The sequence below is a fragment of the Streptomyces sp. NBC_00872 genome (assembly GCF_045161915.1).
Classification (GTDB): Bacteria; Actinomycetota; Actinomycetes; order Streptomycetales; family Streptomycetaceae; genus Streptomyces.
On sequence record NZ_CP108806.1, the window covers coordinates 7,946,124 to 7,970,458 of the forward strand.

Here is a 24,335-nt window from a genome sequence, read left to right on the forward strand (position 1 = left end):
ATCAAGATATCTCGTGACCCACCCCCGCTCGACAGGGCCCTGCCCCCACCGGGGCGGAATACGTCAGGCCCGTCGGGCGGGTGTGACGTCCGGCGACCGATGACGTGATCCGCCCCCGGACCGCCGGCGCGGTTCACGCGGGGCGGTCCGGAGCGTCGTCGCGCATACGGCCGTCGGTCGTGAGGGGCGGGTCGTCGAGCCGGGGGAGGTAGCAGCGCTGGAACAGCTCCCCGGTGAACTCGCGACGGCTCCGTACCCCCGCCTTGTCGAAGACCTTCCGCAGATGGTCCTGCACGGTGTACTCCCCGATGCGCAGCGAGTCGGCGACCTCGGCCGTCGACCGGCCGAGCAGCACATGCTGGGCGACCTGGCGCTCACGCGGAGTGAGGCCGTACGCGTCGAGGACGATGGCGGTCAGTTCGCCGGGGCGGCTCGGGGCCAGCGACACATAGGTGAGCGCCTCCGACTCCGCACCCTCCGCCTTCTCGCGCCAGGCGCTCAGGGTGACCCAGTGGCCGGTACGGCTGATCGCGCGGGACTGCACCTGGACACCGAGGCCGACGGAGCGGACCTTGTGGGTGAGCGCGGCGAGCGTGAACGGATACCGGTGCCCGGGAGCGGGATGGGCCTCCTGGACGAGGCGCAGCCAGCGCTCGGCGGTGGACGTGCACAGCCGCACCCGCTGGTCGTCGTCGAGGATGAGCAGGCCCGCGGCGTCCGGTACGTCGTCACGGTCGATGCCGCCGAGGAGGAGCGAGCGGCGCAGGGCCGTCGTGGCCGGGGCGCTGACGGTGGCGGCGAGGGCGACCTCGGCGGGGGTGAAGGGCCGTGAGCCCTCGCCGCGGCACAGCACGAACAGTCCCCAGGTACGGGAGCCGTCGCGCAGGAGTACGCGTAATTCGTCGGTGAGCCCCGAGGGCCGGAGCACATCGCGGTAGTAGACGCTCTCGGCCACCCGGCCGGCCATGGAGTCGCTGAGCAGACTGACGGGTGTGGCGCGGTGGGCGAGGGCGCGGATGTTGTCGACACCGGCCTGATCGGCGTGCTCGATCTCGAACAGGCGCGGCATCACACTCCGCGGAAATCCGTACTCGTGCAGGCCCCCGGTGTCGAGGAGCGTCGCGGGATCGAGCATGACGGCGCACCAGATGTCGGCGGGAACAGCGGTGAGCAAGGCGTCCGCGGCGGCCTGGAGGACATCGAGCGCGCCGAGCGGTCCGGTGCCGCGCAGCCGGCGCGCCAGGGCGCTGACCAGCGCGTCACGGGCGGCGGGGGCGACCGCCGCTCCTCGGGCGCCGGAGCGGCCGGTGCGGCCGGAGCGGCTGGCACGAGCGGGTCCGGCGGGGTGGCGGTCGGGGTCTGGGCGGGAAGCGGAAGTCACGCGAGCAGGCTAGGACGACCCCCAGACATCTGGGATGGGAATGGCACAAAAGCCCGTCTACTTTGGTACCCCCAACCGGGCGGCGTACCGGGGCAGTTGACGTAGCGCCTTCCGCGCGGGCGCGCGCCGGGGGGCGTGCGTGGACATGGCCCTCTCCGGGGGGAGGGCGCGGGGACGGGGGCTCGTCGTACCGGCGTTCCACGAGGCGGGGCGCCGGTGCGGCGGCACAACGAGCGTGAAGGAGACGGGGGATGGGCGGCAACAGGGGGGTTTCGATGAGGATCCGGCGACCGCGAAGGACGGTGCTCGCGGCGGTGTGTCTGGGCGGTCTGGCGGCCCTGACCGCCTGCGGGGGAGGCGGCGGGGACGCGTCCGGCGAACCGTCCGGCAGCGGCTACACGACGGCGGCGGAGGCGTCGCCCACGGAAACGACGGCGCCGGCCACGCCGTCCCCGGCGGAGACGTCCGCACCGGAGGAGGAGATCACCGAGGAGCCCTCGGAGGACACCTCCCCCGAGGAGGACGGCGGTTCGGACGACACCTCCTCGGGCGGCTCCGGCGAGGAGGACACGGCGTCGGGGGTGCCACGCGGCCAGTGGTCGGGCACGGCCACCGTCAGTGTCGACTTCGCGGACCCGGGCTGCGCGGCGGAATCGCGGTCCTACGAGCTGCCGGCGACGCTGCTCATCGGTGATCCGGTCGGCGGGGAGCAGAACGGCTTCAACCTCTCCTGGGCGAGTGACAGCCAGATGGCGGAGGGAGCGTTCGGGGTCAGCTCCGCCCTCGACGGGACCGACACCCTCGACGGCGAACCGGTGGCCATCACCTACTGGTCGCTCTCGGACGACGGTTCGGGCGACATCTCCGGAAGCCTCACCGATCCCGGCGCCGCCGAGGGCGCCGCGCTGAACCTGCTCTTCGTACCGAAGCCGATCCTGCCGTGCAGCCAGTACATGGCCTTCGCGTACGGGATGGCCACGGGCACCACGCTGGAGGGAACGGTGACCGGGGACTCGGCCTCGCTGACGCTCAGCGGGACGACGATCGACGGGACCAGGAGCTTCCGTGTCGAATGGGGGTGAGGGGCAGCAGCGCTCGGAGGCGGTCACGGACGCGGACCATCCGGAGCGGGCGGACCATCCGGAGCGGGCGGACCAGGCGGGACGGGTGGACCAGGCGGGACGGGCGGAACCGCTGGACGTCTGGGCCGGACGGATCGCGGCGGCGGTCGCACCGGACGAGATCTCCTTCGCCGGGCTCACGGCACGCGTCTACGCCGGGGGCGGCCGGGGCCGCCGTGGGCTGCTCCGCTCCGCGCCCCCGGCGCCGGGTGGTGCCGGGGGCGAACTGGTCACACTCCTGCCCACCCTCTGGCACGCGCTCGCGGTGTCGTACGACGTGCTCGTGGCGGCCATGGGCTCCCCGGTCGTCAGCAACGCGGTGTCGGGCACGGCGCTGCTGCTGGCACTGGAGGAGCGGCGGACGTCCGGGGCACGGGACCGCGCGTCCGGTAGGACGGGACAGGGCGCCGGGGCGCCCTCCGGATCCGGGGCCGGGACCGACTCCGGCGCCGGCTCGGACGAGGGGGCGGGTGCTGGCGCGGGGCCGGGCGTCGGGACGGCGGACTCCCGGTCGCCCGAGCCGGCGACGCCAGCGACGCCGGTGGTGCCGGTGGTGGCAGCGACGCCGGTGGTGCCGGTGTCACCGTCCTCACCGGGGCCCCAGGCGGGAACGGCGATCGGCGGAGTCGGCGCCGCCGATCTCGCCGTTCTCGTCGGCGCCGCGGCCCAGGTGTCCCGCTCCCTCCAGGACGGCGGTACACCGCGTCACCAGGCCGACCGAGCCGCCGCCGAAGCCGTCGCGGCGCTGTACGAGGGCCGCGACGCGGGCGCCCGCGCCTTCCTCGGACTCCTGGCGGGTCACCAGCCCACCGGCGCACCGGCGCCGCGACCCCCAGGCACGGCCGTATCCGCCGTCCGCCGTCTGCGGCGCCGACTGGCCACCCGGCTCTCGGGCCGCGGCCCCGGTCTCCCCACGAGTGGAGGGTGAAGCGGCCCCCCGCCTCCGGCGGGCTCGCGGGCGCGCTGCCTCCACCGCCCTGGCTGTGGCTGGCCATGGCGAGCTATGTCCAGGACGCGCCCGCCGCCTTCGTCTGGTGGCGGGCGCAGCTCCTGGACGTCTGGACGGCGGGGGAGTACGGCGCGGCCACCGTCTCGACGTCCGGGTTCGCCGCGCTGCGCGTCATGCTGGTGAGCCAGTTGGCACCCCTCCTCTTCCTGGCGGCCGGGGTGGCCACGGTGCTGCTGCCGCACGTCCGCGGCCGGTACACGGAGTGGCGGTATCACCTGGGCCCTGTCCGGGTCGACCTCCGTGACGGCGCGGCGTACGGTCCCTCCCCGGCCGTACGGTCCGTACAGCGACTGCTCGACGAGCACGCGCCCGGTACGGTCCTCACCCTCTCGACGCGGGCCCGTGGCCCGTCGATCAGGGTGTACGCGCGAGGCTGGCGCGGCCGGCGTGTCGCGGTGTCCCTCGGATTCCTCGCGCTCTGGGAGAGCGATCAGGACCGGGCGCGCGCCCTGCTGCTCCACGAGGCCGGCCATCTCGTCAACGGCGAACACCTCATCACAGGCCTGGGCAGTCCCTTCACCCGTCTGATCGGCGCCTGGCCGGTGCTCTTCCTGGTGTGTGCCGTGGCGCCGCTGGTCTGGCTGACCGTCACCCACGCACCGGCCGCTCCCTTGCTGGTCGCGCAGGTGCTCACCGTCGTCGTGCGGCTGCCGCAGGTACTGATCCTTCCCGTGATCGCCCTGTGGTGCGCCGAGTTGGCGGCGGACCGGTACGCGGTGGCCAACGCCGGGCGGCGCACGGTGCTGGAGGCGCTCGACGCCACCCGGACATCGGGGCTCCGCCAAGTGATCGGCAAGCTGTACCACCCGCCGAGCGCCCTGCGCCGATGGTTCATCGAGCGGTCACACCGGCCGGTGGCCCCGTCGCTGCTCCTGCTGGCGGGCCCGATCGCCCTGCTTCTGCACGCGGTGGTCGTGACATGCGCCGCGATCCCCGGTCTGATCCTTCTCGGCGACGCCCCGGGCACGGCGGTCGCCAGCAGCCTGGACCTGGCCCACCGGGACCTCCTCATTCGGCCGCGGTGGGCGATCGTCCTGGCCGTAGTCCTTCTGTGGCCACTCCTGGCACGCCCATGGCTCCGGCTGTGGGGCGCTCCCCGTATCCCGCACCCCGTCCTGCACCCCGCCCCGTACCGCCTCCGGACGCACCTCGCCGCCGCCCTGCTTCCGGCTCTCGTACTCGCCGTCGCACTGCTGCCACGCACCGGCGCGGCCGAACGCGATCCCGTGCTGCGGCCCGGCACCGCCACGGTCGAGGCCGAGTGATCCGCACCGAGGCGCGAGGGACGCGTGAGCGAGGCGTGACCCGTCCGCCCGGCTCCCGGCCAGGACCCGGCCCGAAGCCGTCAGGCCCGCCCCGGGCCGCCGTTCCCGAAGAGCCAGGTGTACGCGGCCTGCGCCGTGAACTCGCTCTGGCCGCCGGGGAAGACGATCCCTGCCGTGGCGAACTCCGGGTCATCGGCCGTGGTCCGAACGTAGGGGATCGCGATACAGCGCATTCCGGCCGCGTGTGCCGCGACCACACCGGGGCCGGCGTCCTCCACGACCACGCATCCGGCGGGCGCCGCGCCCAGACGGCGCGCCGCCTCCAGGAAGACGTCCGGCCGCGGTTTGCCGTGGGCGACCTCCTCGGCCGAGACCGTCGTGGTGAAGTACCCGTCCAGACCGGTGACGCCCAGGGCCATGTCGATGGCCGCGCGGGACGAGCCGGACGCCACGGCCATCGGCACACCCTCGGCGTGCAGGCGCTCCACGAACTTCCGCATCTGCGGGAACACCTCAGTCGAGACGCGGACCCGCTCCAGATAGAGCCGGTTCTTCCCGGCGAGCAGTTCGTCGACCGGCGCGTCGATCCCGTACTCCTCGCGCAGCGCCTCCAGGGTCTCCCGGGTGCCGATCCCGATGAAGCGGGTGTGGTGCTCCCAGGTGAAGCCCGTGACACCGTACTGCGCGAGGAGCCGCCGTCCCGCTTCGTAATAGTTCGGCTCGCTGTCCACGAGCGTTCCGTCGAGATCGAAGATGACCGCCGGTGCAGGTGAAGTGCTCATGCGCTCCAGGATGCCAAGCGACGTCCGGCGTCGCGCGTGTCCTTGGGCCCCGGGCACCGGGCCCTCTTCCCGGGGGATCCCGCGCCCGGCCCCCGGGATTGGTCCAGACCGCCTGCTACCGTCGGCCCGACATCAGCGGATCGGGCGTTGAGGTTCAGCCGAAGAGGGGACATACACGTGAGCGGCAGGAACGACGGACGGGCCTTCATCGGGTCGTTCACTTCGGCGGGCGGCCGCGGCATCATCCACGCGGCCGTGGACGCGGACACCGGGGCCCTGACGGAACGGGGAGCGACCGACGCCGTAGCCGATCCCTCCTTCCTGGCGCTCGCGCCGGACGGGTCCGTGCTCTACGCGGTCTCCGAGACGGAGGAGGGCGCGGCGGCGGCCTTCACGGCGCCCGCGGGGGCCGAGGCCCCGGTGCCGGCGCTGATCGGCTCCCCCGTCCCCGTACGCGGTGCCAGTCCCACTCATCTCACGCTCGCCGGAGGTCATCTGCTGACCGCCAACTACGGTTCCGGCAGTGTCACCACCCTGCCGGTCGGCGGCGACGGCGGACTGCTGGCCGCCGCCGGGGTGCTCCGGCACGAGGGCCGGGGCCCGCGTGCGGACCGGCAGGACGGGCCGCACGCGCACCAGGTGGTGACGGATCCGAGCGGACGCTGGATCCTGGTCACCGACCTCGGCACCGACTCCGTACGGATCTTCTCCCTGGACCCCGCCTCCGGGGAGCTGACGGCGCACGGCGAGACCGCGCTGCGCCCCGGTACCGGCCCGCGCCATCTCGCCTTCCATCCGGCCGGCGGCCACGCCTATGTGCTGAACGAGCTGGAACCCACCCTCACCGTCTGCCGCTGGGACGCGGGGACGGGCGTACTGGAACCGGTCGGTGAGGCGCCCGTCCTGCCGGACAGCGTGGAGGTCGCGAGCTATGCCTCGGAGGTGGTCGTGTCCCTGGACGGACGGTTCGTCTGGGCGGCCAACCGGGGCCACGACAGCATCGCCGTCCTCGCGCTCGACGCGACCTACGAGAAGGCGGAACTGGTCACCACCGTGCCGTGCGGTGGCCACTGGCCGCGCGATCTGGCCCTCGACCCCACGGGCCGCCGTCTCTACGCCGCCAATGAGCACTCCGGCGACGTGACCTGGTTCGACATCGACCCGGCGACGGGCATCCCGTCCCGTACGGGCTCCATCGAGGCTCCCGCCGCCTCCTGTGTGATCTTCGGCTGACCGGGGCCCGGACGGGCCCGGCCGTCACCCCCGCCGTAGGTGGGGAACACCGGAACGAGCACCGGAACGAGCACCGAAACGAGCACCGGAACGAAGACCGGCACCGGGGGGCAGCCGCCGCGCTGGTCCCAACGGCCGGTCACGGCGCTCACAGTGATGCTTCGTACGCCTCGCGGATGGAGGCGGGGATCCGTCCCTTGTCATTGACGAGGTAGCCGTTCGCACGGGCCCAGAGCCGTATCTCCTCGCCCTCCGGACCGCGATCGTGCGGGGAGACCCCTTCCAGGTGGTCCGCCACATCCTGGAAGAAGGCGGACAACGAGGTGAACTTTCCCTCTTCGGGGTCGGAGCCCTCGGTCCAGGACCCGATGCTTCCGGTGCGCGTGTTCAGGAACCTGCCGTGGAAGCCGTCGCTCTCCGCGGCGATGGGCACCCACTCACGGCGCCAGGACGGATGGTCCGGGTCCGGGGAGGGTTCCATCTCCTCCATGCCCGTCTTGTGGAGGTAGACACGCTCGATGTCCGTGAGCCCCAGAAGGAGACCCCCGCTGGGAATGACTCCCGCGCATCCCAGCGCCACCAGGCATGAACCGGCATCGGGTTGCCTCCCAGCACCGACGTCGTTCGCCAGCAGCCACTGTCGCATCTCCCCCGGCAGCTTCAGGCCCATGCGCTCTTCGGCATCGCTGATGGCGGCCGGGCTGCCTGGACCGTCAAGACCGGCGAAAACGCCGGGAGCGTTCCGTTCGAGCCAACTGGCGACCCGGCCCCACGCCTGTCCCACGTGATCATCCATGGACAGACCGTACGCGGGCGCACCGACATCGAACCCCTTGGGTTTCCATGCTGCCGCGGGCCGGCCTATCGCTGTCCCGTCTCATGGGATCCAGCTCTCGGCCAGTGCTCCATCCATGGCGAGAGGAAACCCGGCTCCCGCGTCACAGTGCGACCATCCCCACCACGGCCGCCGCCGCCACGACCACGACACCCACGATGTTGACGGCCATGTCCAGCTTCCAGGACCGGCGTTCGGCCTCGACGTCCAGGGTGAAGACCGCTGGGTCATCGGGGGGGTAGTGGATCGTGACGTCCCGGCCCTGTGATCCGGCGGGGTCCCGCAGTCCTGACTCGCAGTAGGCCGTGACGGCCGTACCGTCGAGGGTGGTGAAGGTGACGACCGGCACCACGCGCGTGGAGGTGTTTCCGTCGTCGTCGGTACTGACGCTCTTGAGTACGGCGACGACACGGCCGGGTACGGCGGCCACGGCGGCCAGTGCGTCGAGACGGCGATTCCTGTCGCGTACGTTCCCGGGCAGGTGGTAGACGCCGGAGAGGGCCCACGGCCCGCAGAAGCCGAGCAGAGCCCATGGCCAGCCCCAGTCGATCGCGGCGACGACGACCAGACCGGTGTAGACGAGGAAGACCGCGAAGGCCGGCCGGCCGAGTCCGCGCCCGCCTTCGGAGAGGTCGCTGGTGAACCGGAAGGCGTGGGGTCTGCCGCGCGGGTAGTGGACGCCGATCTCCCGGCCCGTCCAGGCCGCGCTGATCCTCTCGCCCCGCTCACCGTCGTTGGTGACGGTGAACTCCTGCCCGGTGGACGGGTCCTGGAAGGAGACGACCACGGCGATCCCGTCGTTCGGGGAGCTTCCGTGCCGGGGCTCCCCGACCCGCTCGATCCGCCCCTTCGCCCGGACCGCCCGCTGCGCCCGGGTCATCCCGGCCAGCGACCTCCCGTAGCCGACCAGCGCGACCGTGCCGAACACGCCACACCACAGCGCCAGATATCCGTGCCAGCCCATCCGTCTTTCCTCCTGCCACTACGGGGACGGCCACCGAGCACACCCTCGCCGTCCGGAACGGTGCGGTCCCAGGGCGCCTCACCGGGCGGGCGCGCGCCGCACCACCTTGCCCTGTCCGTTCGCCTCCAGCGACGCCGTGCCTTCGGGCCCGGTCACGACGACCCTGATGACGAGGGAGCCGGTGAGACGGTCGGCGGTGATCTGCCAGGTCCGGGGGGAGCGGACGCCGAGGGTGGTCGTGGCCTCCTCGACCAGGGCGGGGAAACGGTCGTACGGCAGCGCACGGGGGTCGAGCCCCGGAGTCCGCGTGCCGGTCGGCGAGAACACGACCGACAGCAGGCGCTCCTGCACGACGACGGTGAGCGCGTGGTGCGTGTCCCCACCCCTGGTGAGCGAGCCGACAGCCCGGTCCAGCTCACCCTTGTCGAGAAACGACCGGCCCGGTCCCAGGGCGACCGTTCCGGACGCCGACGACAACACCGTGGTCGACGACGTGGAGGAGACGGACGGCCGCGCGGCCGAAGGCGGTCGCGCGGTGTCGTCCCGGTCGAAGAGGTCCGCGCGGAACAGCAGGATCACGACGGCCGCGCCGAGCAGCAGGCCGAGGAGCACGATGAAGCCGAAGGCACAGCCCTCCGGGGGCGCGGCAGCCCTGGCCGTCGGCGGCGCCGAGTCGAGGCGGGCCGAGGCCGCCCGGTCCTCCCACTCCGGTGTCGGCCGCTTGACGATGCGCACCCGCCACGGCCTGTCCGGCGGGTACTGGACCACCACGACGCCGCGCGGCCGGTAGTCGGACAGGTCCACGAGGTTGATGTCCTGCGTGATCTCCACCCGGTACGCCGGCCCGTCGTCCGGTGCGACGGTGAGCTCGAACCGCACCGGTATGTCGCTCGACTCGCCCCCGACGGCCTCAAGGCTCTCGATCATCGCGAGCGCCGTGCGGGGCACGACCGCCGCCTCCCGGGCACGTCTCGGCATACCGGCGAGGAAGAACAGCAGTCCGTAGACCGCGGGCAGGACCAACCCCATGACGAACAGCGGTACGTTCTCGACGATCCCACCCACGACGAGCGCGGCGAGCGAGGTGCCGACCACGCCACCGGTCAGCAACCCCCGTGCGAGCGCGACGGGCGTACGGCGCGTGGGCAGCGGTGCGCCCGTGGTGGTCGTCATACGGGCGATTGTGCTGGGCTCAGATGATGTCCGGTAGACCTTGGTTTGATCTTCCGGCAGGTCATGGCGGGATCGCCTTGATCGCTTCGCCGAGGTGGTGCCGCACGGCGCCGAGTTCGCCCGGTGCCGGAGTGACCGGTGCCGGAGTGACCGGTGCCGGAGTGGCCGGTGCCGACCGAGTCCGGGACCGCGAGCCGCTTCGTCCGAGCCGGGACCGCCGGGCCGTATTGCCGCACCGACTGAGTACGATCATCTGCGCCGGTCTGAGTACGTCGGCGGTTGGCCGCCGTGTGCGGCGCCGGGAGGGTGGATATATGCGCCGACTGCTGCTGCTTGCCTCGTTGTTGCTGTTCACCGTCGGTTGCGGGGTGGTGGAGTCCTCGGAGGACAAGGCGACGGACGCCGCACGGGAGGTGGCCAGGAAGGCGGGCGAGCGGCTCTACGACCGGCGCCCGCGTACGGCGGAGGAGGTCGGGCGTTCCGCCTCCGGTATCGAGGGGGTGGAGGTGCTGCGGGTGACGGGTACCTCGACACACGACGGGGACGGCATCGACGTGGTCGTCCGCACGTACGGCTCGGCGTACAACCGGTGGAGCGATCTCAAGGAGGTCGCCGTGCGGCGATGTTTCACGGTGCGGGTGTCGACCAAGTGGCAGTCGCGTGGGGATCTCCGTGACGTGGACTGCCCGGACGGCGCTCCGCTGGCCTTCGCCCCGCCACCCGAACCGCCCCGGCTGCCGTACGAGGCGCTTCGCGCGAAACTTCCCCGGGTGCCGGAGGGCGGCCGGGTGGACGAGTTCGAGGTGCGCCGCAGGCTCGCCGGTCTGGATCTGGATCCGGCGATCCGTACCGAGGTGGAGGCGGACGGCGGCCGGGTCGGTGTTCTCCTGTCGGTGAAGGGCGACCGCTTCGACGCGCAGGACTGCGTTCTTGCCCGCGTGGTCCCCGGTGCCACCGAGGTGTGGGTGCCGCCCCGGATCCAGCGGATGCCCGGAGAGGGCGGCTGCACCATCGCCAACGCCCTGGACCCGCTACCGCCACCCCACTGAACAGGGCGCCCCGCTCCCTCAGGCCGGCACACCCCGATCAATCGCGGGTCGGCCCGCGAGCGTCAACCGCTGTACCGATGTTCCCCAAGGCGGGGACAGCACCGTCACCGTGCCCTCGTGCTCGGACCGATCGCGGAAGGGCCCGCCCCGGAGAGATCCGGTGCGGGCCCTTTCCATGCGCACGGGGACACGGTCGTCCCGTACACAGGGGCATCCGTCGGTGTGGTGTCAGTGCGTCGGCGATCCCTGCGGCTGCGCGGGGATACCCAGCGCCGTCGTGTACTTCGACAGCACCAGCTTGCCGATCGCCGGATAGGCGCCCAGCGGCTCCGCGGCGGCGCAGTCGGCCTCCTTGAGCGCCGCGTCGAGCAGCCCCTCGGGCAGCTCGGGGCCGACCAGATACGGCGCGAGCGCGAGCTGCGTAGAACCCGATTCGCGCAGCTGCTCCGCGATCGCGGTGATCGAGCCCTCCTCGTCGAGCGCGGCGGCCATCACCGGTACGGCCAGGCGCGCGGCCAGCAGCATTCCGGTGATCCCGGCGGTCTGGACCGCCTCCTGGCCGCCCACCGTGGCCAGGATGATGCCGTCGGCCGCCGTCGCGACCGTGAACAGCCGGGCGCGGTCCGCGCGGGCCAGTCCGGCCTCCGACAGCCGTACGTGCAGGGCCTCGGCGAGCAGCGGATGCGGACCGAGTACATCCGTCAGCTCCGCGACGGCGCCGCTCTCCGCGACGGCCTCACGTATCCGCGTGACCAGTCCGCTGTCGGGACCGGCGAGCAGCGGTACGACCACGGCGACGGGGCCTTCGGGCTCGGTGACCTCACGGCCCGCGGCCTTCGCCAGTTCATAGCGTTCGGTACGCAGCGCGGCGGTTCCCGCCAGGACACCCGCCAGCGCCGGGTATTCCTCGTCGTCACCGTCGAGGAAGCCGATGACGGCGTCGAGGCCGGGCAGCTCGGAGCGGGCGATGCTGATGATCTCTTCGGCCAGACCGCGCACGGCGGCCGAGGGGGTGCCGGGAACGGCGAGAACAAGCGCGGGCGCACCTTCGGGAGCCGCCACCGGTTCGGGACGGCGGTGGCGCCCCGACTGACGGGGTCGCGGCATTCGTACAGGCAGGCCGGATGCGGGCCCAGTGGGGGTGCTCATGCCGTCGAATGCTACTGGTTTTGTGGGCGCGGCTGTTCGGGGAGGGGGCGCTCGTGAACCATCTGTCCTTATTTATCCGTTAGGTATTTTTCCGCTCATCTGTCCTGATGTGTCGGGACGTAGAGCAGCCGTGGATCGTGCGGCAGCCGTAGCGAACCCGTGGCGAGTTCGGCCGCGATACGCAGCGCCCCGGTCAGCGGATCGGCCGCGGCGGAGACGGTGGTGGCATGCGGAAGCTGCTCGGCCAGCTCGGCCCGCAGGGGTACGAGCAGGGGGTCACCGAGCTTGAACAGGCCCCCGGTGAGGGCGACTTCGGGTGTCCCTGAGGCCGGGCAGACCGCCGTGGCGGCCTCCGCGATATGCCGCGCGGCCAGCGCGAGGATCTCCGCGGCGACCGGATCCGAGGCCGCGCAGCGGGCCACCTCCGGTGCGAAGGAAGCGAGCACGGCGGGCCGGTCCGTGCGCGGATAGAGCAGTCCCGGCAGCTCGCCCGCGGGCCCGAAAACCGCTTCTGTTCTGGACAGCAGTGCGGGTGAGCCGCCCCGCCGTCCGTCGTGCGCGCGCATGGCCGCCTCCAGCCCCGCGCGCCCGATCCAGGCACCGCCGCCGCAGTCGCCGAGGAGATGGCCCCAGCCGTCGGCGCGGTGCCAGCCCGTCAGATCCGTGCCGAGCGCGATCATGCCCGTACCGGCGGCCACGACGGCCCCGGGGCGCTGTCCGAGCGCTCCCGCGTAGGCGGTGACCGCGTCCGCGGCGAGCGCCAGCCGCCGTACCCCGAACGAGCGCTCCAGCGCGGCGGGCAGTTCGGCGCGGAGCCCGTCACCGAGCGTCGCCATCCCGGCCGCGCCGATCGCGACCGCGGACAGGGTGTCCGTGCCGGCCCGGTCCAGCAGCGCCTCCACCGCGGGCAGCAGTTGGGCGAGCAGATGCCCGGGGTCGATACCGGTGGGCCCGGTGCGGACCGGCTCGGCGGCGGCCGTCGTGCCGACCGTCCTGACCCCGGCCGACTGGCCGCCGGCCGTCGAACCGAGCGCGATGCGCAGCCCCGAGCCGCCCGAGTCCACACCCAGTACCCAGCTCATCGCCGCTCCCCGTTCATGGCCGCGACCCCATCATGGCGGCATCCGCCTCATCGCGGCATCCGGCTCATGGCAGTTGCCAGTCCACCGGTTGCGCGCCCTGGCGGACCAGCAGGTCGTTCGCCCGGCTGAACGGACGCGATCCGAAGAAGCCGCGGTCCGCCGACATGGGCGACGGATGGGCCGACTCGATCGCGGGGAAGTCGCCGAGGAGCGGCCGCAGATTGCGGGCGTCGCGGCCCCAGAGGATGGACACCAGCGGCTTGCCCCGGGCGACCAGGGCGCGGATGGCCTGCTCCGTCACCTCTTCCCAGCCCTTGCCGCGATGGGCGGCGGGCTTGCGGGGCGCGGTGGTCAGCGCCCGGTTGAGCAGCAGGATCCCCTGGCTCGTCCAGGGCGTCAGATCGCCGTTGGAGGGCCGGGGCAGCCCCAGATCCGTATTCAGCTCCCGGTAGATGTTCTCCAGACTGCCGGGCAGGGGACGGACCTCGGGTGCGACGGAGAAGCTCAGCCCCACCGCGTGACCCGGGGTCGGATAGGGGTCCTGGCCGACGATCAGTACCCGTACCTCGTCGAAGGGCTGCTGGAAGGCCCGCAGCACATTCGGTCCGGCCGGTAGATAGGTGCGTCCGGCGGCGATCTCCGCACGGAGGAAATCACCCATTTCGGTGATGCGTCCGGCCACGGGGCCCAGTGCGTCCGCCCATCCGGGCTCGACGATCTCGTTCAACGGTCTTGCTGCCACGGGGGGCCACTCTACTGCCGCGGAGGGCACGCCTCGGCACGCACCCGCCAACACACCTTCGCCGCACGGCATTTGCCCACCGCGTTTGCCCACCGCCCCGCGACCCGGTCGGCCGGCCGTCCGGCTGTCGGACGGTGACCGCGGCGCGTGCGGCGGATGACCGCGGCGCGTGGCGCGCGCCGGTCGTCGCCGACACATCCAGGACGTCGCCGTCACCGTACGGGCCGGTCCGCGCCCGTCACCGTACGGGCCGGTCCGCGCCCGACCGCCGACAGTGGCGCCTGGAGCTGGCGTCCGCGCGGGTCAGAAGGCCCGGTGGTACTGCGGAGGGGTGCGTACGGCGGCCCCCAGCTCACCGGCGGCACGGCGGGCCCAGGACGGGTCGCGCAGCAGCTCCCGGCCGAGCAGCACGGCGTCGGCCTCACCGTTGGCGACGATCTTCTCGGCCTGCTCGGGGTCGGTGATCATTCCGACGGCCGCCACCGGCAGCCTGGTCTCCTTCCTGACCCGGACCGCGAACGGCACCTGGTAGCCGGGGCCGAGCGGAATACGTACACCCGCGGCGTTGCCCCCGCTGGACACATCGAGCAGATCCACCCCGTGCGCCACCAGCTCGTCCGCGAGCCGCACCGTGTCGTCCACGGTCCAGCCGCCCTCGTCCAGCCAGTCGGTGGCGGAGATCCGGAAGAACACCGGCAGCTCGTCCGGCCACTCGGCGCGCACGGCGTCGACGACCTCCAGGGCGAACCGCGCGCGGTTCTCGAAGGAGCCGCCATAGGCGTCCGTGCGCCGGTTGCTGTGCGGGGAGAGGAACTCGCCGATCAGATAGCCGTGCGCGCCGTGCACCTCGACCACCTGGAAGCCCGCCTCACGGGCCCGCCGCGCGGCCGCCGCGAACTGTCCGACGATCTCCTCGATCTGCCGTACGGACAGCTCCGCGGGCACCGGGTGGCCTTCGACGAAAGGCACCGCGCTCGGCGCCAGCGGCTGCCACCCGCCCGCCTCGGGACCCACCGGGCCGCCGCCCTTCCAGGTCCGGTCGGTGGAGGCTTTCCGCCCTGCGTGGGCGAGCTGAATGCCGGGAACCGTGCCCTGTGAACCGAGGAAGCGCGTGATACGGCGGAACGCCTCGACCTGCGTGTCGTTCCAGATCCCGAGGTCCGCGGGGCTGATCCGGCCCTCCGGGCTGACGGCCGTGGCCTCCGTGAGGATCAGCCCGGTGCCGCCGACCGCGCGCGCCGCGAGATGGGCGAAGTGCCAGTCGGTGGGGACCCCCGCGTCCGGTCCGGTCTCGTCCGCCGAGTACTGGCACATGGGTGCCATCCAGACCCGGTTGGGGATGGTCAGCGACCGCAGGGTGTACGGCTCGAACAGTGAGCTCACGGGGGACTCCATTCACATCGGACGGCGACGCTTACTACGGTACGCATCGTAGTAAGGCGAATGTCAAACTACGAAGCTTCTCGTACTATGAGACTCCCTGAAGGAGTGGAGCCGCTGTGAACGCCGCGACCAGTAGGCGCGAACTCGCGCACCCCGAGCGCACGGAGATCCGTCTGGAGGGCGTGCTGCACGCGCTCTCCGACCCCCTGCGCCTGCGTATCGTGCGCGAGCTGGCCGGGGCGGACCGTGAGCTGGCCTGTTCGCACTTCGATCTGCCCGTCACCAAATCCACCACCACGCACCATTTCCGGGTGCTGCGCGAGAGCGGGGTGATCCGGCAGGTCTACCGGGGCACGGCCAAGATGAGCGGGCTGCGCGGGGCGGACCTGGACGCCCTCTTCCCGGGGCTGCTCGGCAGCGTCCTGGAGGCCGCCGACGCGCAGGCGGGGCGGCTCGGCGGCAGCTGATCCCGGTGGGCGCCCGTCCCCGGTGTGACGCCGGTGCGAGGCCGGTGCGATGAGCCGGACGCCGGTGCGATGAGCCGACAGGGTGCCGTACGGGGCCGGTCCGTGCGCGCCAGGACAAGAGGGGCGGATTGCCTGATTAAGTTGTGAATGTGTCGGAACATAAATGGATTTCCGCCCAGGAACCCCATGAGCGCGATGCGTACGAGTGGCCCGTGTGGGAGGTGCAGGGGCACGGCACCGTCACCGGCGCCGGTGATCCCAGGGACGGCGCCACACGGCGCGAGATCCTGCCGCCCTGGGTCGATATCCGGCTGACCTTCGCGGACGGCGCCCGGCTCGACGTACTCGCGGTCGTACGGGACGGCCGTATCGCCATCGAGGACGCGCAGGCCGATCCGCCGCTGGCCCTCGAAGGCTTCGCCGCGCTCGCCGGGGCGATCGAGGCGCCGCTCCAGAACGCCTGCCAGGTGGTCGCGGGCCGGCACCGGCCGCCGGTGCCCGGGACCGTGGTCGCCGAGCCGCCCGTCGCCGCGCCCGTGGCCGGTGAGGCGGTCGTCCAGGACACCGTGGTCGGTGAGTCCCTCGCGGACGCCGAGCAGGCCGTCGGCGGGACCGTCGAGGGTGAGCAGGCCGCGGGCGGCATCGCCGCCGGGGCCGCCCCGGTCGCTTACGGCACTCCCACCTACGGAACCCCCGCGTACGGCATTCCCGTATCCGACACCGCCCAGGACGCTCCCGCACCCGACGCGCTCTCCGCCGCACCCGACACGCTCTCGCCCGGGTCCCGTGAGGAAACGGCGGCCGAACCCGTGACCGAGCCCTTGACCGAGGCCGAACGCGAACCCGCCGCGGAGCCCGAGCCCGAGCCCGAGCCGGAGCCCGGACGGGAGCCGTCGGGCCGGCACCGGGCGCGTCCTTCCCCGCCGCGCGGCAGCGCCGCCCGGCGCAGTGTCGCCGAGATCTACCGCGCGGCCCAGCAGGCGGGCCAGGACCCGGTGCTCGCCGTGATGTCGGCGACCGGGTTCAGCCGCCGCAAGTCACTGAAGCTGATCGCGGGCGCCCGCGACGAGGGCCACCTGACACCACGTCACCACAGACGCTGACCCCACCGGGGGCGCCGGCTCTCCGGCCCCTGGTCCTGAGCTCCGTACGCCGGACCGCGCGACGCTGCCGCCGGTCGTCGGCCAGGGACGTACGGCGTGAGCATCGCGCCGTACGCCGTCGGCCCGCGCCCCGCCGTATGTCCGCGCCGGCCGCTCCCGGTCGTACGCCCCGTTCCCGGTCGTACGCGCCGCTCCTGGTCGTATCCCGGTCGTACGCCCCGCTCACATCGAGCGCATACGGCTCATCTCGACGGTCTGCTGAGCGATGACCTCGTTCGCCATCTCCTCGATCAGGACGTTCCTGCCCTCCGCCAGCGCCTCCGTGGCCATGGTGATCGCACCCTGGTGGTGCGTCGTCATCAGCTTCAGGAACAGTTCGTCGAAGGCCTTGCCCTTCGCCGCCCGCAGCTGGGCCAGTTGGGCCTCCGTGGCCATCCCGGGCATCGTGTGGTGGTCATGGCCCTGCTGCTGCCTCGGCCCGCCGTTGTTCTTCAGCCAGCCGTCCATCGCCGCGATCTCCGGCTGCTGCGCGGCGGCGATCCGCTCCGCGAGCAGTTTCACCTGCCTCGACTCGGCACGTGTCTTGGCGAGTTCGGTCATCTTCAGCGCCTGACCGTGGTGGACGATCATCATCTGCGCGTAGGTGTAGTCCGCCGCGTTGGGGGTGTTGTCCGGGGCGGCCTTCCTCGCCTCCTCCGCGGAGAGTGTCTTCGCGGGCTCACCCGGCTTGCCCGGCGCCACCACGACCGCGGCGTTGTCCGCCTTGGCCTTGGTCTTGCCCCCGTCCCCCGAGTCGCAGGCTCCCAGGGCGAGTACGGCGACAGCGGTCACCGCCGCGAGAGCGACCCTGCGGATACGCGGGCTCCTGTGGTGGATCAACACGGCGACCTCCTATGGCACTTGATGTAGTGAAACTTTCCTAGCACGCTTCGACAGGCGAGTGATCAAAAACTTTCATTACGTCTGTGTTGCCATCTGTTGAGATGTACATGAGAGGGACGATACTGCCGAGGTCCGTGACCCGTTCAACTGTGAACGGATACAAGGGAGGACCGCAGTGACCTCGTTGCACACCACCCGCGTGCGGCGGAGACGTCTGGGCGTGGCGGCAGCCGCGGCCGGACTCTTTGCCACGCTGTTGACCGCCGGACCGGCGGTCGCCACACCCGATCCCGGTGACAGCCCGGCCTCGGAGAAGGTCTCCTCCAGCCAGGCGGCCGAGGTGAAGGCGGCCATTCAGCAGGGTGAGATACCCGGTGTGGACGAAATCGTCCACAGCGACAACATCAAGCATCTGGCGAACGTCCCCAAGGACCTGATCACGGGGACCAACTCGGATCTGGCCTTCCAGGGCAAGTACGCCTTCTCGGGCAACTACGACGGTTTCCGGATCTTCGACATCAGCAACCCGAAGTCCCCGAAGACCGTCGCCCAGGTGCTCTGCCCGGGTTCGCAGAACGACATCACCGTCTCCGGTGACCTGCTCTTCCTCTCCACCGACTCCTCGCGCAGCGACAACTCCTGCACGAGCGTCTCCCAGGCGGCGACGATCAAGGAGTCGTGGGAGGGCATCAAGGTCTTCGACATCAGCGACATCCGCAACCCCAAGTACGTCGCCGCTGTCGAGACCGCGTGCGGTTCGCACACGCACACCCTGGTGCCGGAGCGCAAGAACGTCTACGTCTACGTCTCGTCGTACTCGCCGAGCACGACGTTCCCGGACTGCCAGCCGCCGCACGACGGCATCTCGGTCATCAAGGTGCCCCGCAAGGCCCCGGAGCGTGCCAAGCTGGTGAGCTTCCCGAACCTCTTCCCGGACGGCGGAAATCCGGGCGGGACCACCAACCCCGGTGTCTCGGCGACCACCGGCTGCCACGACATCACGGTGCTGCCCTCCAAGGACCTGGCCGCCGGCGCGTGCATGGGTGACGGCATCATCTTCGACATCAAGCACCCTGAGCGCCCGAAGGTGATCGACCGGGTCCAGGACAACGTCAACTTCGCCTTCTGGCACTCGGCCACCTTCAACCAGGATGCCGACAAGGTCGTCTTCACCGACGAGCTGGGCGGCGGTGGCGCCGCCACCTGCAACGACACCGTAGGCCCGAACAAGGGCGCCGACGGCATCTACGACATCGTCGGCAAGGGCGACCGGCGCAAGCTGGTCTTCAAGAGCTACTTCAAGATCGAGCGCCCCCAGGCGGACACCGAGGTCTGTGTCGCGCACAACGGCTCGCTGATCCCGGTCAAGGGCCGCGACATCATGGTCCAGGCCTGGTACCAGGGCGGTATCTCGGTCTGGGACTTCACCAACTCGTCCCAGCCCAAGGAGATCGGCTACTTCGAGCGCGGTCCGATCACCACGGACCGGGTCACCACCGCCGGTCCCTGGTCGGCCTACTACTACAACGGCTACATCTACTCGAACGACATCGCCAAGGGCTTTGACGTGCTGCAGCTCAACGACCGCAGGACGGACGCCGCGAAGCGGGTACGGATGGACGAGCTGAACGTCCAGACGCAGCCCGACTACTTCGAGGACTTCCGCCACTGAGCGGTGGTGCCCTGATCCGTTCCGCCGGGCGGCTCACCGCCCGGCGGAACGCCGAGTTCCCACTCCAGCCCGTAGCGCTGGAACAGCTCGTCGCGCAGCCGTGGCAGCGGCATCGGCGCGCCCGGCATGAGGACCGCGAAGACCGCGCCCATCAGCAGGGCGCGCAGCATCGGATACTCGGTGTCCGGGTCGGGTGATCCGTACCGGGTCACCGTCTCGCGCAGCAGGGCCGCGAGCCGCTGCTGTTCCGGACACTGGACGAAGCCCTCGGCCTGGAGGATGCCGGCCATATGTGTCCGCATCAGTACGGGGCTGTCGGCCGCGAGTCCGAGGATGGCGTCGATCGCCCGCGCCAGCAGCTCCCGCCCGTCGTCCGTGACCGGCTCGCGCTCCAGGGCCGAGGCCAGCGTCCGATGCATCAGCCGGTGCACGGCGGACTGGAGGAGCTGCCGCTTCCCCGGGAAGTAGTACGACACGAGACCGCGCGCCGAACCGGCCCGGTCGGCGATGTCGGCGAGCGTCGTGGCCTCGTAACCGCGCTCGGCGACCAGCTCCACCGTGGCTTGCAGCAGCCGCTCCCGGGAACGCCGGCGCAGCTCTTCATTGACCGATGGGCTCCGCGGGGACATGCTTGACTCCTGCGTTGACTGGCTCTAAGCCAATATACTCAGTGCGTCCCGTCCCGGGCCCCATCGGGCCTGGTCAACGGGGCTGCCGTCTGCCTTGGGCGACGCGGGGGATCGTCCAAGGCAGACGGCTTCGGCATGCCCGGCGGCGCCGGAAAGCCCGTTCGGGGCGTGTGCGAGGCCGTTTCACGGGCCGGAGCCGCCCGATTCCGGGTGGGGACGGGTGCCGGGTCTCCGTGGCGGGGCGCCCTGCCGGAACCCGGACCCGGGTCCGGCGGGGCGCCCGGCGCGCGGGTTACGGAAGCGGCCCGCTGCTCGCGAGGGCGAGGACGGGGCGCAGTCCCGCGGGGCGCTCCTCCACCGGCAGATGATCCACGAAGTGGACCGAGCAGCCCAGCGCCGCCGCTCCGCCGTCGGCTCCTCTGTCGTCCCCGACCATCAGCACATCGTGCGGATCCTGTCCCAGCTCCTCGCAGGCCGTCCGGAAGAGCCGGACGTCGGGCTTCTGGACACCGTGCTCGTACGACAGCACATACGCGTCGACAAGGGCGTCGAGACCGTGCGCGCGGAAGACGGGCCGCAGATCCCAGCCGATATTGCTCACGACCCCGATCCCGACGCCCCAGTGCCGCAGGGTGCCCAGCACCTCGGCCGCGTCGGGGTACGGACGCCAGGCGTCCGGTGTCATATGGCGCTCGTAGAGCGCGTCGTACAGGGCGGGGCTGGGCAGCTCCACCTGGCGCGCGAGTCCGGTGTACGCGGCGCGGTGGCGCTCCGCGCTCTCGTCCCGGGTGGCCCACACCCCGGCCAGCTCGCCCGGCACCCGCTCCGGCGAGGACCCGCCGGGCAGCGCGCCCGCCACGGCCAGTTTCATCGCGTACCGCCGCACCTCGTCGGGTGGCACGGCCACATCTGCCTCGTTGAGCACGGCTCGCAGCCAGGATCCTGCTGATTCGATGCGGAAAAGGGTTCCGGAGAAGTCGAAGAGCACGCCCTTGAAGGTCATGCGTCCGATCCTGGCGGCGTCACGGCTCCCGGGACAAGGCCAAGCGCCCGTACGAGGCGATGGAAAAGGCCACGAGACAGCCGCCCAGCAGCCAGCCGGCCAGGACGTCCGCGCTCCAGTGGACACCGAGCCAGAGGCGGGTGAGGCCCGCGCCGGCCACGGAGACGACCGCGACGGCCGGCGCCGTACGCCACACCCGTCGGCGGACCCCCTGGCGGCGTTGAGTTCGGCAGTCGCTGGCGGATCTTTGACGGGCTCGCCCGCTGACTACGATGCGGCCATGATTCGAGCAGTGGTCTTTGACATCGGCGAAACCCTCGTACGCGACGACCGCTACTGGGCATCTTGGGCGGACTGGCTCGGCATGCCACGGCACACCGTCTCCGCCCTCGTCGGAGCTGTCGTCTCGCAGAGCAGAGACAACGCTGACGCCCTCCGCCTCATCCGCCCCGGCATTGATGTCGACGCCGAATACGCGGCGCGTGAAGCCGCCGGCCGCGGAGAGCATCTCGACGAGTCCGATCTCTATCCCGATGTGCGGCCCGCCCTGGCCGCTCTTCGCGCGCTCGGGATCCGCGTGGTCATCGCGGGCAACCAGAGCGCCAAGGCCGGTGACCTCCTGCGTCGCCTTGATCTGCCCGCTGATCTTGTGGCTACCTCTGCGGAGTGGGGCGTCGCCAAACCCGCGCAGGAGTTCTTCGCCCGCGTTCTCGATGAGGCAGGGACGCTCTCGTACGAGACGGTGTACGTGGGCGACCATCCTGCCAACGATCTGTTCCCCGCGCGTCAGGCGGGCCTGCTCACCGCCCATCTGCGGCGGGGCCCCTGGGGCCATCTGTGGGCCGGGGACCCGGACGTCGTCGGGGCCGCGGACTGGCGCATCGACAACCTGACGCAACTCCTCCCCATCGCCGAGGCCGGCGGCTCCGGGGTGTGAAGCTCAGGAATCGGCACTCAGCCGCACACCTTCGCCGGTACGGTGCGGTGATCCGCCCCAGGAGTGCACATGTCCGACCAGCCGCGCCAGATCGGTCAGCGCATCGCGACCCGTCGACGCGCCCGCCGCCTGACCCAGACACAGCTCGCTGCGGCTGCGTACCTGTCGGTCGCCACGATTCGGGCCATCGAGCGCGGAGCTCGTCGGCCGAGTGACATGGCGCTGGAGACCATCGCCGCGGCCCTCGGTGTCGGCCCCTCCGCGTTGCTGGAGGGGCATGTTGGAACGGAGCGACGCGTCCGGGCCGCGCTCCCGGAGATCTCCAGCAGCATCGCCGGATATGACATCCCGCCCGACAGCCCAACGCCCCCGCTCGGTCAGCTGGCTACGGCAGTCACCGAGGCCGAGAGCTGGAGACTCGCGGCCCAGTACGGGCGCGTCGCGCAGAGCGCCCCCACTCTACTGACGGGCGCGCTCGCCGCCTTCCACGCCGCTGACGGTCGCGAACGTCAGTACGCGGCGCGGTTGCTCGCGTCCGCAGCCCGAACGGCTGACGCGGCAGCCTACAAAAATGGTGCTCACGACCTCTCCGCCCGGCTCATCGACCTCATGCGCTGGGCGTCTGCGCAGGCCGACGATCCGCTGCTCGAAGCATCGACCTCCTACGTTCGGACCGAGACGTTCTTCGCTGCCGGCGCTCACCGCGCCGGACTCAAGGCGCTCGAACTCGCCGTCGACCAGGGACCGGTAGCCACCACACCACAGTCCATCGCCGCTCGGGGCGCGCTGCATATGCGGGCCGCGGTCGTCGCCGGTCGGCTGGGGGACAGCGACGCGGCCGACGTCCATCTGGATGAGGCGCGGAGTCTGGGCGACCAGGTACCTGAAGGCATTTACGTGGGAACCGCCTTCGGCCCTGAGTCGGTGCGCATCCATGAGGTATCAGTGGCGGTGAGCCTCGGCAGTGACCACGTGGGCCGTGCCTTCGACGTGGTGCACGAGTGGACGCCGCCCAAAGATCTTCCTGCTGAGCGGCGCTCCGGATTCTGGATCGAGCTGGCGCGCGCCCAACTGTGGGGTAACAGGCGGGAAGACGCTCACGAATCGCTCAAAGTCGCGCGCCAGATTGCGCCGCTGCACACGCGTGAGCATCCCTGGGCCCGCGAAACCATCGCGACCTTGCGCCGTTTGCGGCGCGCGGACGACGAATCCCTCACCAGCTACGCGGAATGGATTGGCGCGATCTAGGGTCTTTCGTTTGGGTCTTGCTGGGCTCGCGTGCCCTGGTGCCGCGCCTCGCCGCGTTGTCGTCGGTCGCCTACGCTCCGCGTGGGCTCCCTCCTCCGCCTTGCGATCCACGGCACCACGCTGACACCAGCCGCTACCGCGGCGGGCGCTCCCTGATCCAGCCTGATCCAAACGAAAGACCCTGGCTGCGCACCTCCGGAAAACCTCGGTGCTACAAGGAGTAGCACTTACGCCCACTCCCGCGATCCATCATCGGCCTTGTTCACGCGCACAGGTAGATGGGGACGCGGGATGGACGACACAACATCCGCCGCAGCGGCTCTTGTTGAGGTGCCGGTCAGCATTGCACGGCTCCACGGACAGGCGTGCTGGCACTGCGGCGCAGTCACCAAGATCCTGTTTGCCGCTGGCAGCGTCGCTCTCGTTGGCTTGAAGCGGGTCTGGCCCGTTGTGATCTGCGGATGCCGGACGCCGAGAGAACTGCCGGCGGCCGAAGAGACATCGTCCGCTCCGTCAGTGCGCGATCCCACGACCCCGGAGCCCGCTGACACGGCCGCCAGGGATAACCAACGCTGACCAGGAGCGTCGACACATGGATGAAACTGCAACGAGAACAGCAGCCTCCGACACCGACTTCCGGCCGCTCGACTTCCCCACGATGGCGAAGACGGCGCGGCAGGTCGTCGACTCGGGTCTCCGAGTGCCGGACAAGGATCTGGAGAGGGCCACGCACCTGATGCGTGGATACCTGGCCCTGCTGATTCCCGAGGCGGAGACCCGCCTCGGTCGACTCACCCCTGCGGGAATTGACGAGGCCCGGCGACGCCAGGTCCTGTACTGGCTGATTCCTCTCGGTGCCGCCGACACCTGGAATCTGCCGCTGTCGGCAGTCGTGCCGCTGGGCGTCGCCACCTTCCTCTCGGTGCCGCCCGTGAGCTACACGGAAGAGGAGAAGCGCCTGCGCTGGATCGTGCCGCTGACCACGACTTGCTACCTGGCGGATCCCGAGCTGCTGCACAACGCGCTTGTCGCGGGGATCCCCGCAGCGGTCGGCACCACCCCATGAACTCCGTATCGGCCACCCCGTATCGGCGGGGACGGTCGGCCGGTACGGCCCCGACCCGCCTCGCCTGGAGCGGAGAGCAGCCTCGGTCCGCTGTTCCCTCCCGTGTGTCCTGCAACGCGCAACGCGTGATCAACACCTCAGACACCCCGATCCCGCAAGG

At 71.4% G+C, this 24,335-nt stretch carries 24 protein-coding genes and 1 pseudogene; 11 read left to right on the forward strand and 14 right to left on the reverse strand.

Annotated elements, in window-relative coordinates; all coding sequences use genetic code 11:
• Positions 1-133: 133 nt before the first annotated feature.
• On the reverse strand, positions 134-1,381 hold the full coding sequence (locus OG214_RS33920) for a response regulator transcription factor (protein ID WP_405986883.1): 1,248 nt from the start codon (positions 1,379-1,381) through the stop codon (positions 134-136).
• Positions 1,382-1,632: 251 nt separating this feature from the next.
• On the opposite strand from OG214_RS33920, the gene OG214_RS33925 reads away from it, so the two are divergent.
• Genes OG214_RS33925 through OG214_RS33935 form a run of 3 tightly spaced genes read left to right on the forward strand, consistent with a single transcriptional unit; the run spans position 1,633 to position 4,776 of the window.
• Positions 1,633-2,463 (forward strand): hypothetical protein, encoded by an 831-nt coding sequence (locus OG214_RS33925; protein ID WP_405986884.1) that lies wholly within the window; start codon positions 1,633-1,635, stop codon positions 2,461-2,463.
• On the forward strand, positions 2,447-3,430 hold the full coding sequence (locus OG214_RS33930; RefSeq protein WP_405986885.1) for a hypothetical protein: 984 nt from the start codon (positions 2,447-2,449) through the stop codon (positions 3,428-3,430). Before OG214_RS33925 ends, OG214_RS33930 begins: the two co-directional genes overlap by 17 nt.
• Positions 3,427-4,776 carry a M48 family metalloprotease gene (locus OG214_RS33935; RefSeq protein ID WP_405986886.1) on the forward strand — a complete coding sequence of 450 codons (1,350 nt, stop codon included), beginning with the start codon at positions 3,427-3,429 and terminating at the stop codon, positions 4,774-4,776. Before OG214_RS33930 ends, OG214_RS33935 begins: the two co-directional genes overlap by 4 nt.
• A gap of 80 nt (positions 4,777-4,856) precedes the next feature.
• Here OG214_RS33935 and OG214_RS33940 read toward each other — a convergent pair whose 3' ends face one another.
• Entirely contained in the window at positions 4,857-5,558 is a 702-nt protein-coding gene (locus tag OG214_RS33940; RefSeq protein WP_405986887.1) for an HAD family hydrolase, read from the reverse strand.
• A 177-nt stretch (positions 5,559-5,735) separates the two neighbouring features.
• Here OG214_RS33940 and OG214_RS33945 point away from each other — a divergent pair, with 177 nt between their 5' ends.
• On the forward strand, positions 5,736-6,791 hold the full coding sequence (locus OG214_RS33945) for a lactonase family protein (RefSeq protein WP_405986888.1): 1,056 nt from the start codon (positions 5,736-5,738) through the stop codon (positions 6,789-6,791).
• Between the two features lie 148 nt (positions 6,792-6,939).
• On the opposite strand, the gene OG214_RS33950 is transcribed toward OG214_RS33945, so the two are convergent.
• From OG214_RS33950 to OG214_RS33965, 4 genes and pseudogenes are all read right to left on the reverse strand, one after another.
• Positions 6,940-7,089: a histone-like nucleoid-structuring protein Lsr2 gene (locus OG214_RS33950; RefSeq protein ID WP_405987686.1), complete on the reverse strand. Its 150-nt coding sequence runs from the start codon at positions 7,087-7,089 to the stop codon at positions 6,940-6,942.
• 18 nt (positions 7,090-7,107) lie between these two features.
• A pseudogene (locus OG214_RS33955) lies at positions 7,108-7,587 on the reverse strand (SMI1/KNR4 family protein); the annotation flags it as partial.
• Positions 7,588-7,729: 142 nt separating this feature from the next.
• Positions 7,730-8,590, reverse strand: coding sequence for a DUF3592 domain-containing protein (locus OG214_RS33960; protein ID WP_405986889.1), 861 nt, complete (start codon positions 8,588-8,590; stop codon positions 7,730-7,732).
• Positions 8,591-8,668: 78 nt separating this feature from the next.
• Positions 8,669-9,763 (reverse strand): hypothetical protein, encoded by a 1,095-nt coding sequence (locus OG214_RS33965; RefSeq protein WP_405986890.1) that lies wholly within the window; start codon positions 9,761-9,763, stop codon positions 8,669-8,671.
• A gap of 314 nt (positions 9,764-10,077) precedes the next feature.
• Between OG214_RS33965 and OG214_RS33970 the strand changes: the two genes are divergently transcribed.
• Entirely contained in the window at positions 10,078-10,812 is a 735-nt protein-coding gene (locus tag OG214_RS33970; protein WP_405986891.1) for a translation initiation factor IF-2, read from the forward strand.
• Between the two features lie 228 nt (positions 10,813-11,040).
• Here the strand turns inward: OG214_RS33970 and OG214_RS33975 are convergent, their stop codons facing one another.
• The 4 genes from OG214_RS33975 to OG214_RS33990 all read right to left on the reverse strand — a co-directional run bounded on the left by OG214_RS33975 (position 11,041) and on the right by OG214_RS33990 (position 15,168).
• A complete protein-coding gene (locus tag OG214_RS33975) occupies positions 11,041-11,961 on the reverse strand; it encodes a hypothetical protein (RefSeq protein WP_365906172.1) in 921 nt (306 codons plus the stop codon).
• Positions 11,962-12,056: 95 nt separating this feature from the next.
• Complete coding sequence (locus OG214_RS33980) at positions 12,057-13,043, reverse strand: N-acetylglucosamine kinase (protein WP_405986892.1); 987 nt, start codon at positions 13,041-13,043, stop codon at positions 12,057-12,059.
• A 64-nt stretch (positions 13,044-13,107) separates the two neighbouring features.
• A complete protein-coding gene (locus tag OG214_RS33985; protein WP_363083535.1) occupies positions 13,108-13,785 on the reverse strand; it encodes a uracil-DNA glycosylase in 678 nt (225 codons plus the stop codon).
• A gap of 303 nt (positions 13,786-14,088) precedes the next feature.
• On the reverse strand, positions 14,089-15,168 hold the full coding sequence (locus tag OG214_RS33990; protein ID WP_405986893.1) for an NADH:flavin oxidoreductase/NADH oxidase: 1,080 nt from the start codon (positions 15,166-15,168) through the stop codon (positions 14,089-14,091).
• Between the two features lie 116 nt (positions 15,169-15,284).
• On the opposite strand from OG214_RS33990, the gene OG214_RS33995 reads away from it, so the two are divergent.
• Together OG214_RS33995 and OG214_RS34000 are read left to right on the forward strand one after the other, a co-directional pair.
• A complete protein-coding gene (locus OG214_RS33995) occupies positions 15,285-15,635 on the forward strand; it encodes a helix-turn-helix domain-containing protein (RefSeq protein ID WP_363083533.1) in 351 nt (116 codons plus the stop codon).
• A 149-nt stretch (positions 15,636-15,784) separates the two neighbouring features.
• Positions 15,785-16,738 (forward strand): DUF6214 family protein, encoded by a 954-nt coding sequence (locus OG214_RS34000; protein WP_405986894.1) that lies wholly within the window; start codon positions 15,785-15,787, stop codon positions 16,736-16,738.
• A 222-nt stretch (positions 16,739-16,960) separates the two neighbouring features.
• On the opposite strand, the gene OG214_RS34005 is transcribed toward OG214_RS34000, so the two are convergent.
• Positions 16,961-17,620 carry a DUF305 domain-containing protein gene (locus OG214_RS34005; RefSeq protein ID WP_405986895.1) on the reverse strand — a complete coding sequence of 220 codons (660 nt, stop codon included), beginning with the start codon at positions 17,618-17,620 and terminating at the stop codon, positions 16,961-16,963.
• Positions 17,621-17,795: 175 nt separating this feature from the next.
• Between OG214_RS34005 and OG214_RS34010 the strand changes: the two genes are divergently transcribed.
• On the forward strand, positions 17,796-19,292 hold the full coding sequence (locus OG214_RS34010) for a hypothetical protein (RefSeq protein WP_363086127.1): 1,497 nt from the start codon (positions 17,796-17,798) through the stop codon (positions 19,290-19,292).
• Here OG214_RS34010 and OG214_RS34015 read toward each other — a convergent pair.
• The 3 genes from OG214_RS34015 to OG214_RS34025 all read right to left on the reverse strand — a co-directional run bounded on the left by OG214_RS34015 (position 19,268) and on the right by OG214_RS34025 (position 21,120).
• Positions 19,268-19,921: a TetR/AcrR family transcriptional regulator gene (locus OG214_RS34015; protein ID WP_405986896.1), complete on the reverse strand. Its 654-nt coding sequence runs from the start codon at positions 19,919-19,921 to the stop codon at positions 19,268-19,270. The two genes, OG214_RS34010 and OG214_RS34015, sit on opposite strands and share 25 nt — an antisense overlap.
• A gap of 292 nt (positions 19,922-20,213) precedes the next feature.
• Positions 20,214-20,924: an HAD-IA family hydrolase gene (locus OG214_RS34020; RefSeq protein ID WP_363083059.1), complete on the reverse strand. Its 711-nt coding sequence runs from the start codon at positions 20,922-20,924 to the stop codon at positions 20,214-20,216.
• Positions 20,925-20,943: 19 nt separating this feature from the next.
• Entirely contained in the window at positions 20,944-21,120 is a 177-nt protein-coding gene (locus OG214_RS34025) for a phosphatase PAP2 family protein (protein WP_405986897.1), read from the reverse strand.
• 84 nt (positions 21,121-21,204) lie between these two features.
• Here OG214_RS34025 and OG214_RS34030 point away from each other — a divergent pair, with 84 nt between their 5' ends.
• The 3 genes from OG214_RS34030 (at position 21,205) to OG214_RS34040 (ending at position 24,175) form a co-directional block, all read left to right on the forward strand.
• The gene (locus tag OG214_RS34030; protein WP_405986898.1) at positions 21,205-21,861 is read left to right on the forward strand and encodes an HAD family hydrolase; all 657 of its coding nucleotides are present in this window, start codon (positions 21,205-21,207) and stop codon (positions 21,859-21,861) included.
• A gap of 69 nt (positions 21,862-21,930) precedes the next feature.
• A complete protein-coding gene (locus OG214_RS34035; protein WP_405986899.1) occupies positions 21,931-23,109 on the forward strand; it encodes a helix-turn-helix domain-containing protein in 1,179 nt (392 codons plus the stop codon).
• Positions 23,110-23,701: 592 nt separating this feature from the next.
• Complete coding sequence (locus tag OG214_RS34040) at positions 23,702-24,175, forward strand: DUF6415 family natural product biosynthesis protein (protein WP_405986900.1); 474 nt, start codon at positions 23,702-23,704, stop codon at positions 24,173-24,175.
• The last annotated feature ends 160 nt before the right edge of the window (positions 24,176-24,335 follow it).

Coding starts and splice junctions, on each gene's coding strand:
- OG214_RS33925 (WP_405986884.1), top strand. CDS start 1,633: ATGGGCGGCAACAGGGGGGTTTCGATGAGGATCCGGCGACCGCGAAGG.
- OG214_RS33940 (WP_405986887.1), bottom strand. CDS start 5,558: ATGAGCACTTCACCTGCACCGGCGGTCATCTTCGATCTCGACGGAACG.
- OG214_RS33960 (WP_405986889.1), bottom strand. CDS start 8,590: ATGGGCTGGCACGGATATCTGGCGCTGTGGTGTGGCGTGTTCGGCACG.
- OG214_RS33965 (WP_405986890.1), bottom strand. CDS start 9,763: ATGACGACCACCACGGGCGCACCGCTGCCCACGCGCCGTACGCCCGTC.
- OG214_RS33970 (WP_405986891.1), top strand. CDS start 10,078: ATGCGCCGACTGCTGCTGCTTGCCTCGTTGTTGCTGTTCACCGTCGGT.
- OG214_RS33975 (WP_365906172.1), bottom strand. CDS start 11,961: ATGAGCACCCCCACTGGGCCCGCATCCGGCCTGCCTGTACGAATGCCG.
- OG214_RS33980 (WP_405986892.1), bottom strand. CDS start 13,043: ATGAGCTGGGTACTGGGTGTGGACTCGGGCGGCTCGGGGCTGCGCATC.
- OG214_RS34015 (WP_405986896.1), bottom strand. CDS start 19,921: ATGTCCCCGCGGAGCCCATCGGTCAATGAAGAGCTGCGCCGGCGTTCC.
- OG214_RS34020 (WP_363083059.1), bottom strand. CDS start 20,924: ATGACCTTCAAGGGCGTGCTCTTCGACTTCTCCGGAACCCTTTTCCGC.
- OG214_RS34030 (WP_405986898.1), top strand. CDS start 21,205: ATGATTCGAGCAGTGGTCTTTGACATCGGCGAAACCCTCGTACGCGAC.
- OG214_RS34035 (WP_405986899.1), top strand. CDS start 21,931: ATGTCCGACCAGCCGCGCCAGATCGGTCAGCGCATCGCGACCCGTCGA.
- OG214_RS34040 (WP_405986900.1), top strand. CDS start 23,702: ATGGATGAAACTGCAACGAGAACAGCAGCCTCCGACACCGACTTCCGG.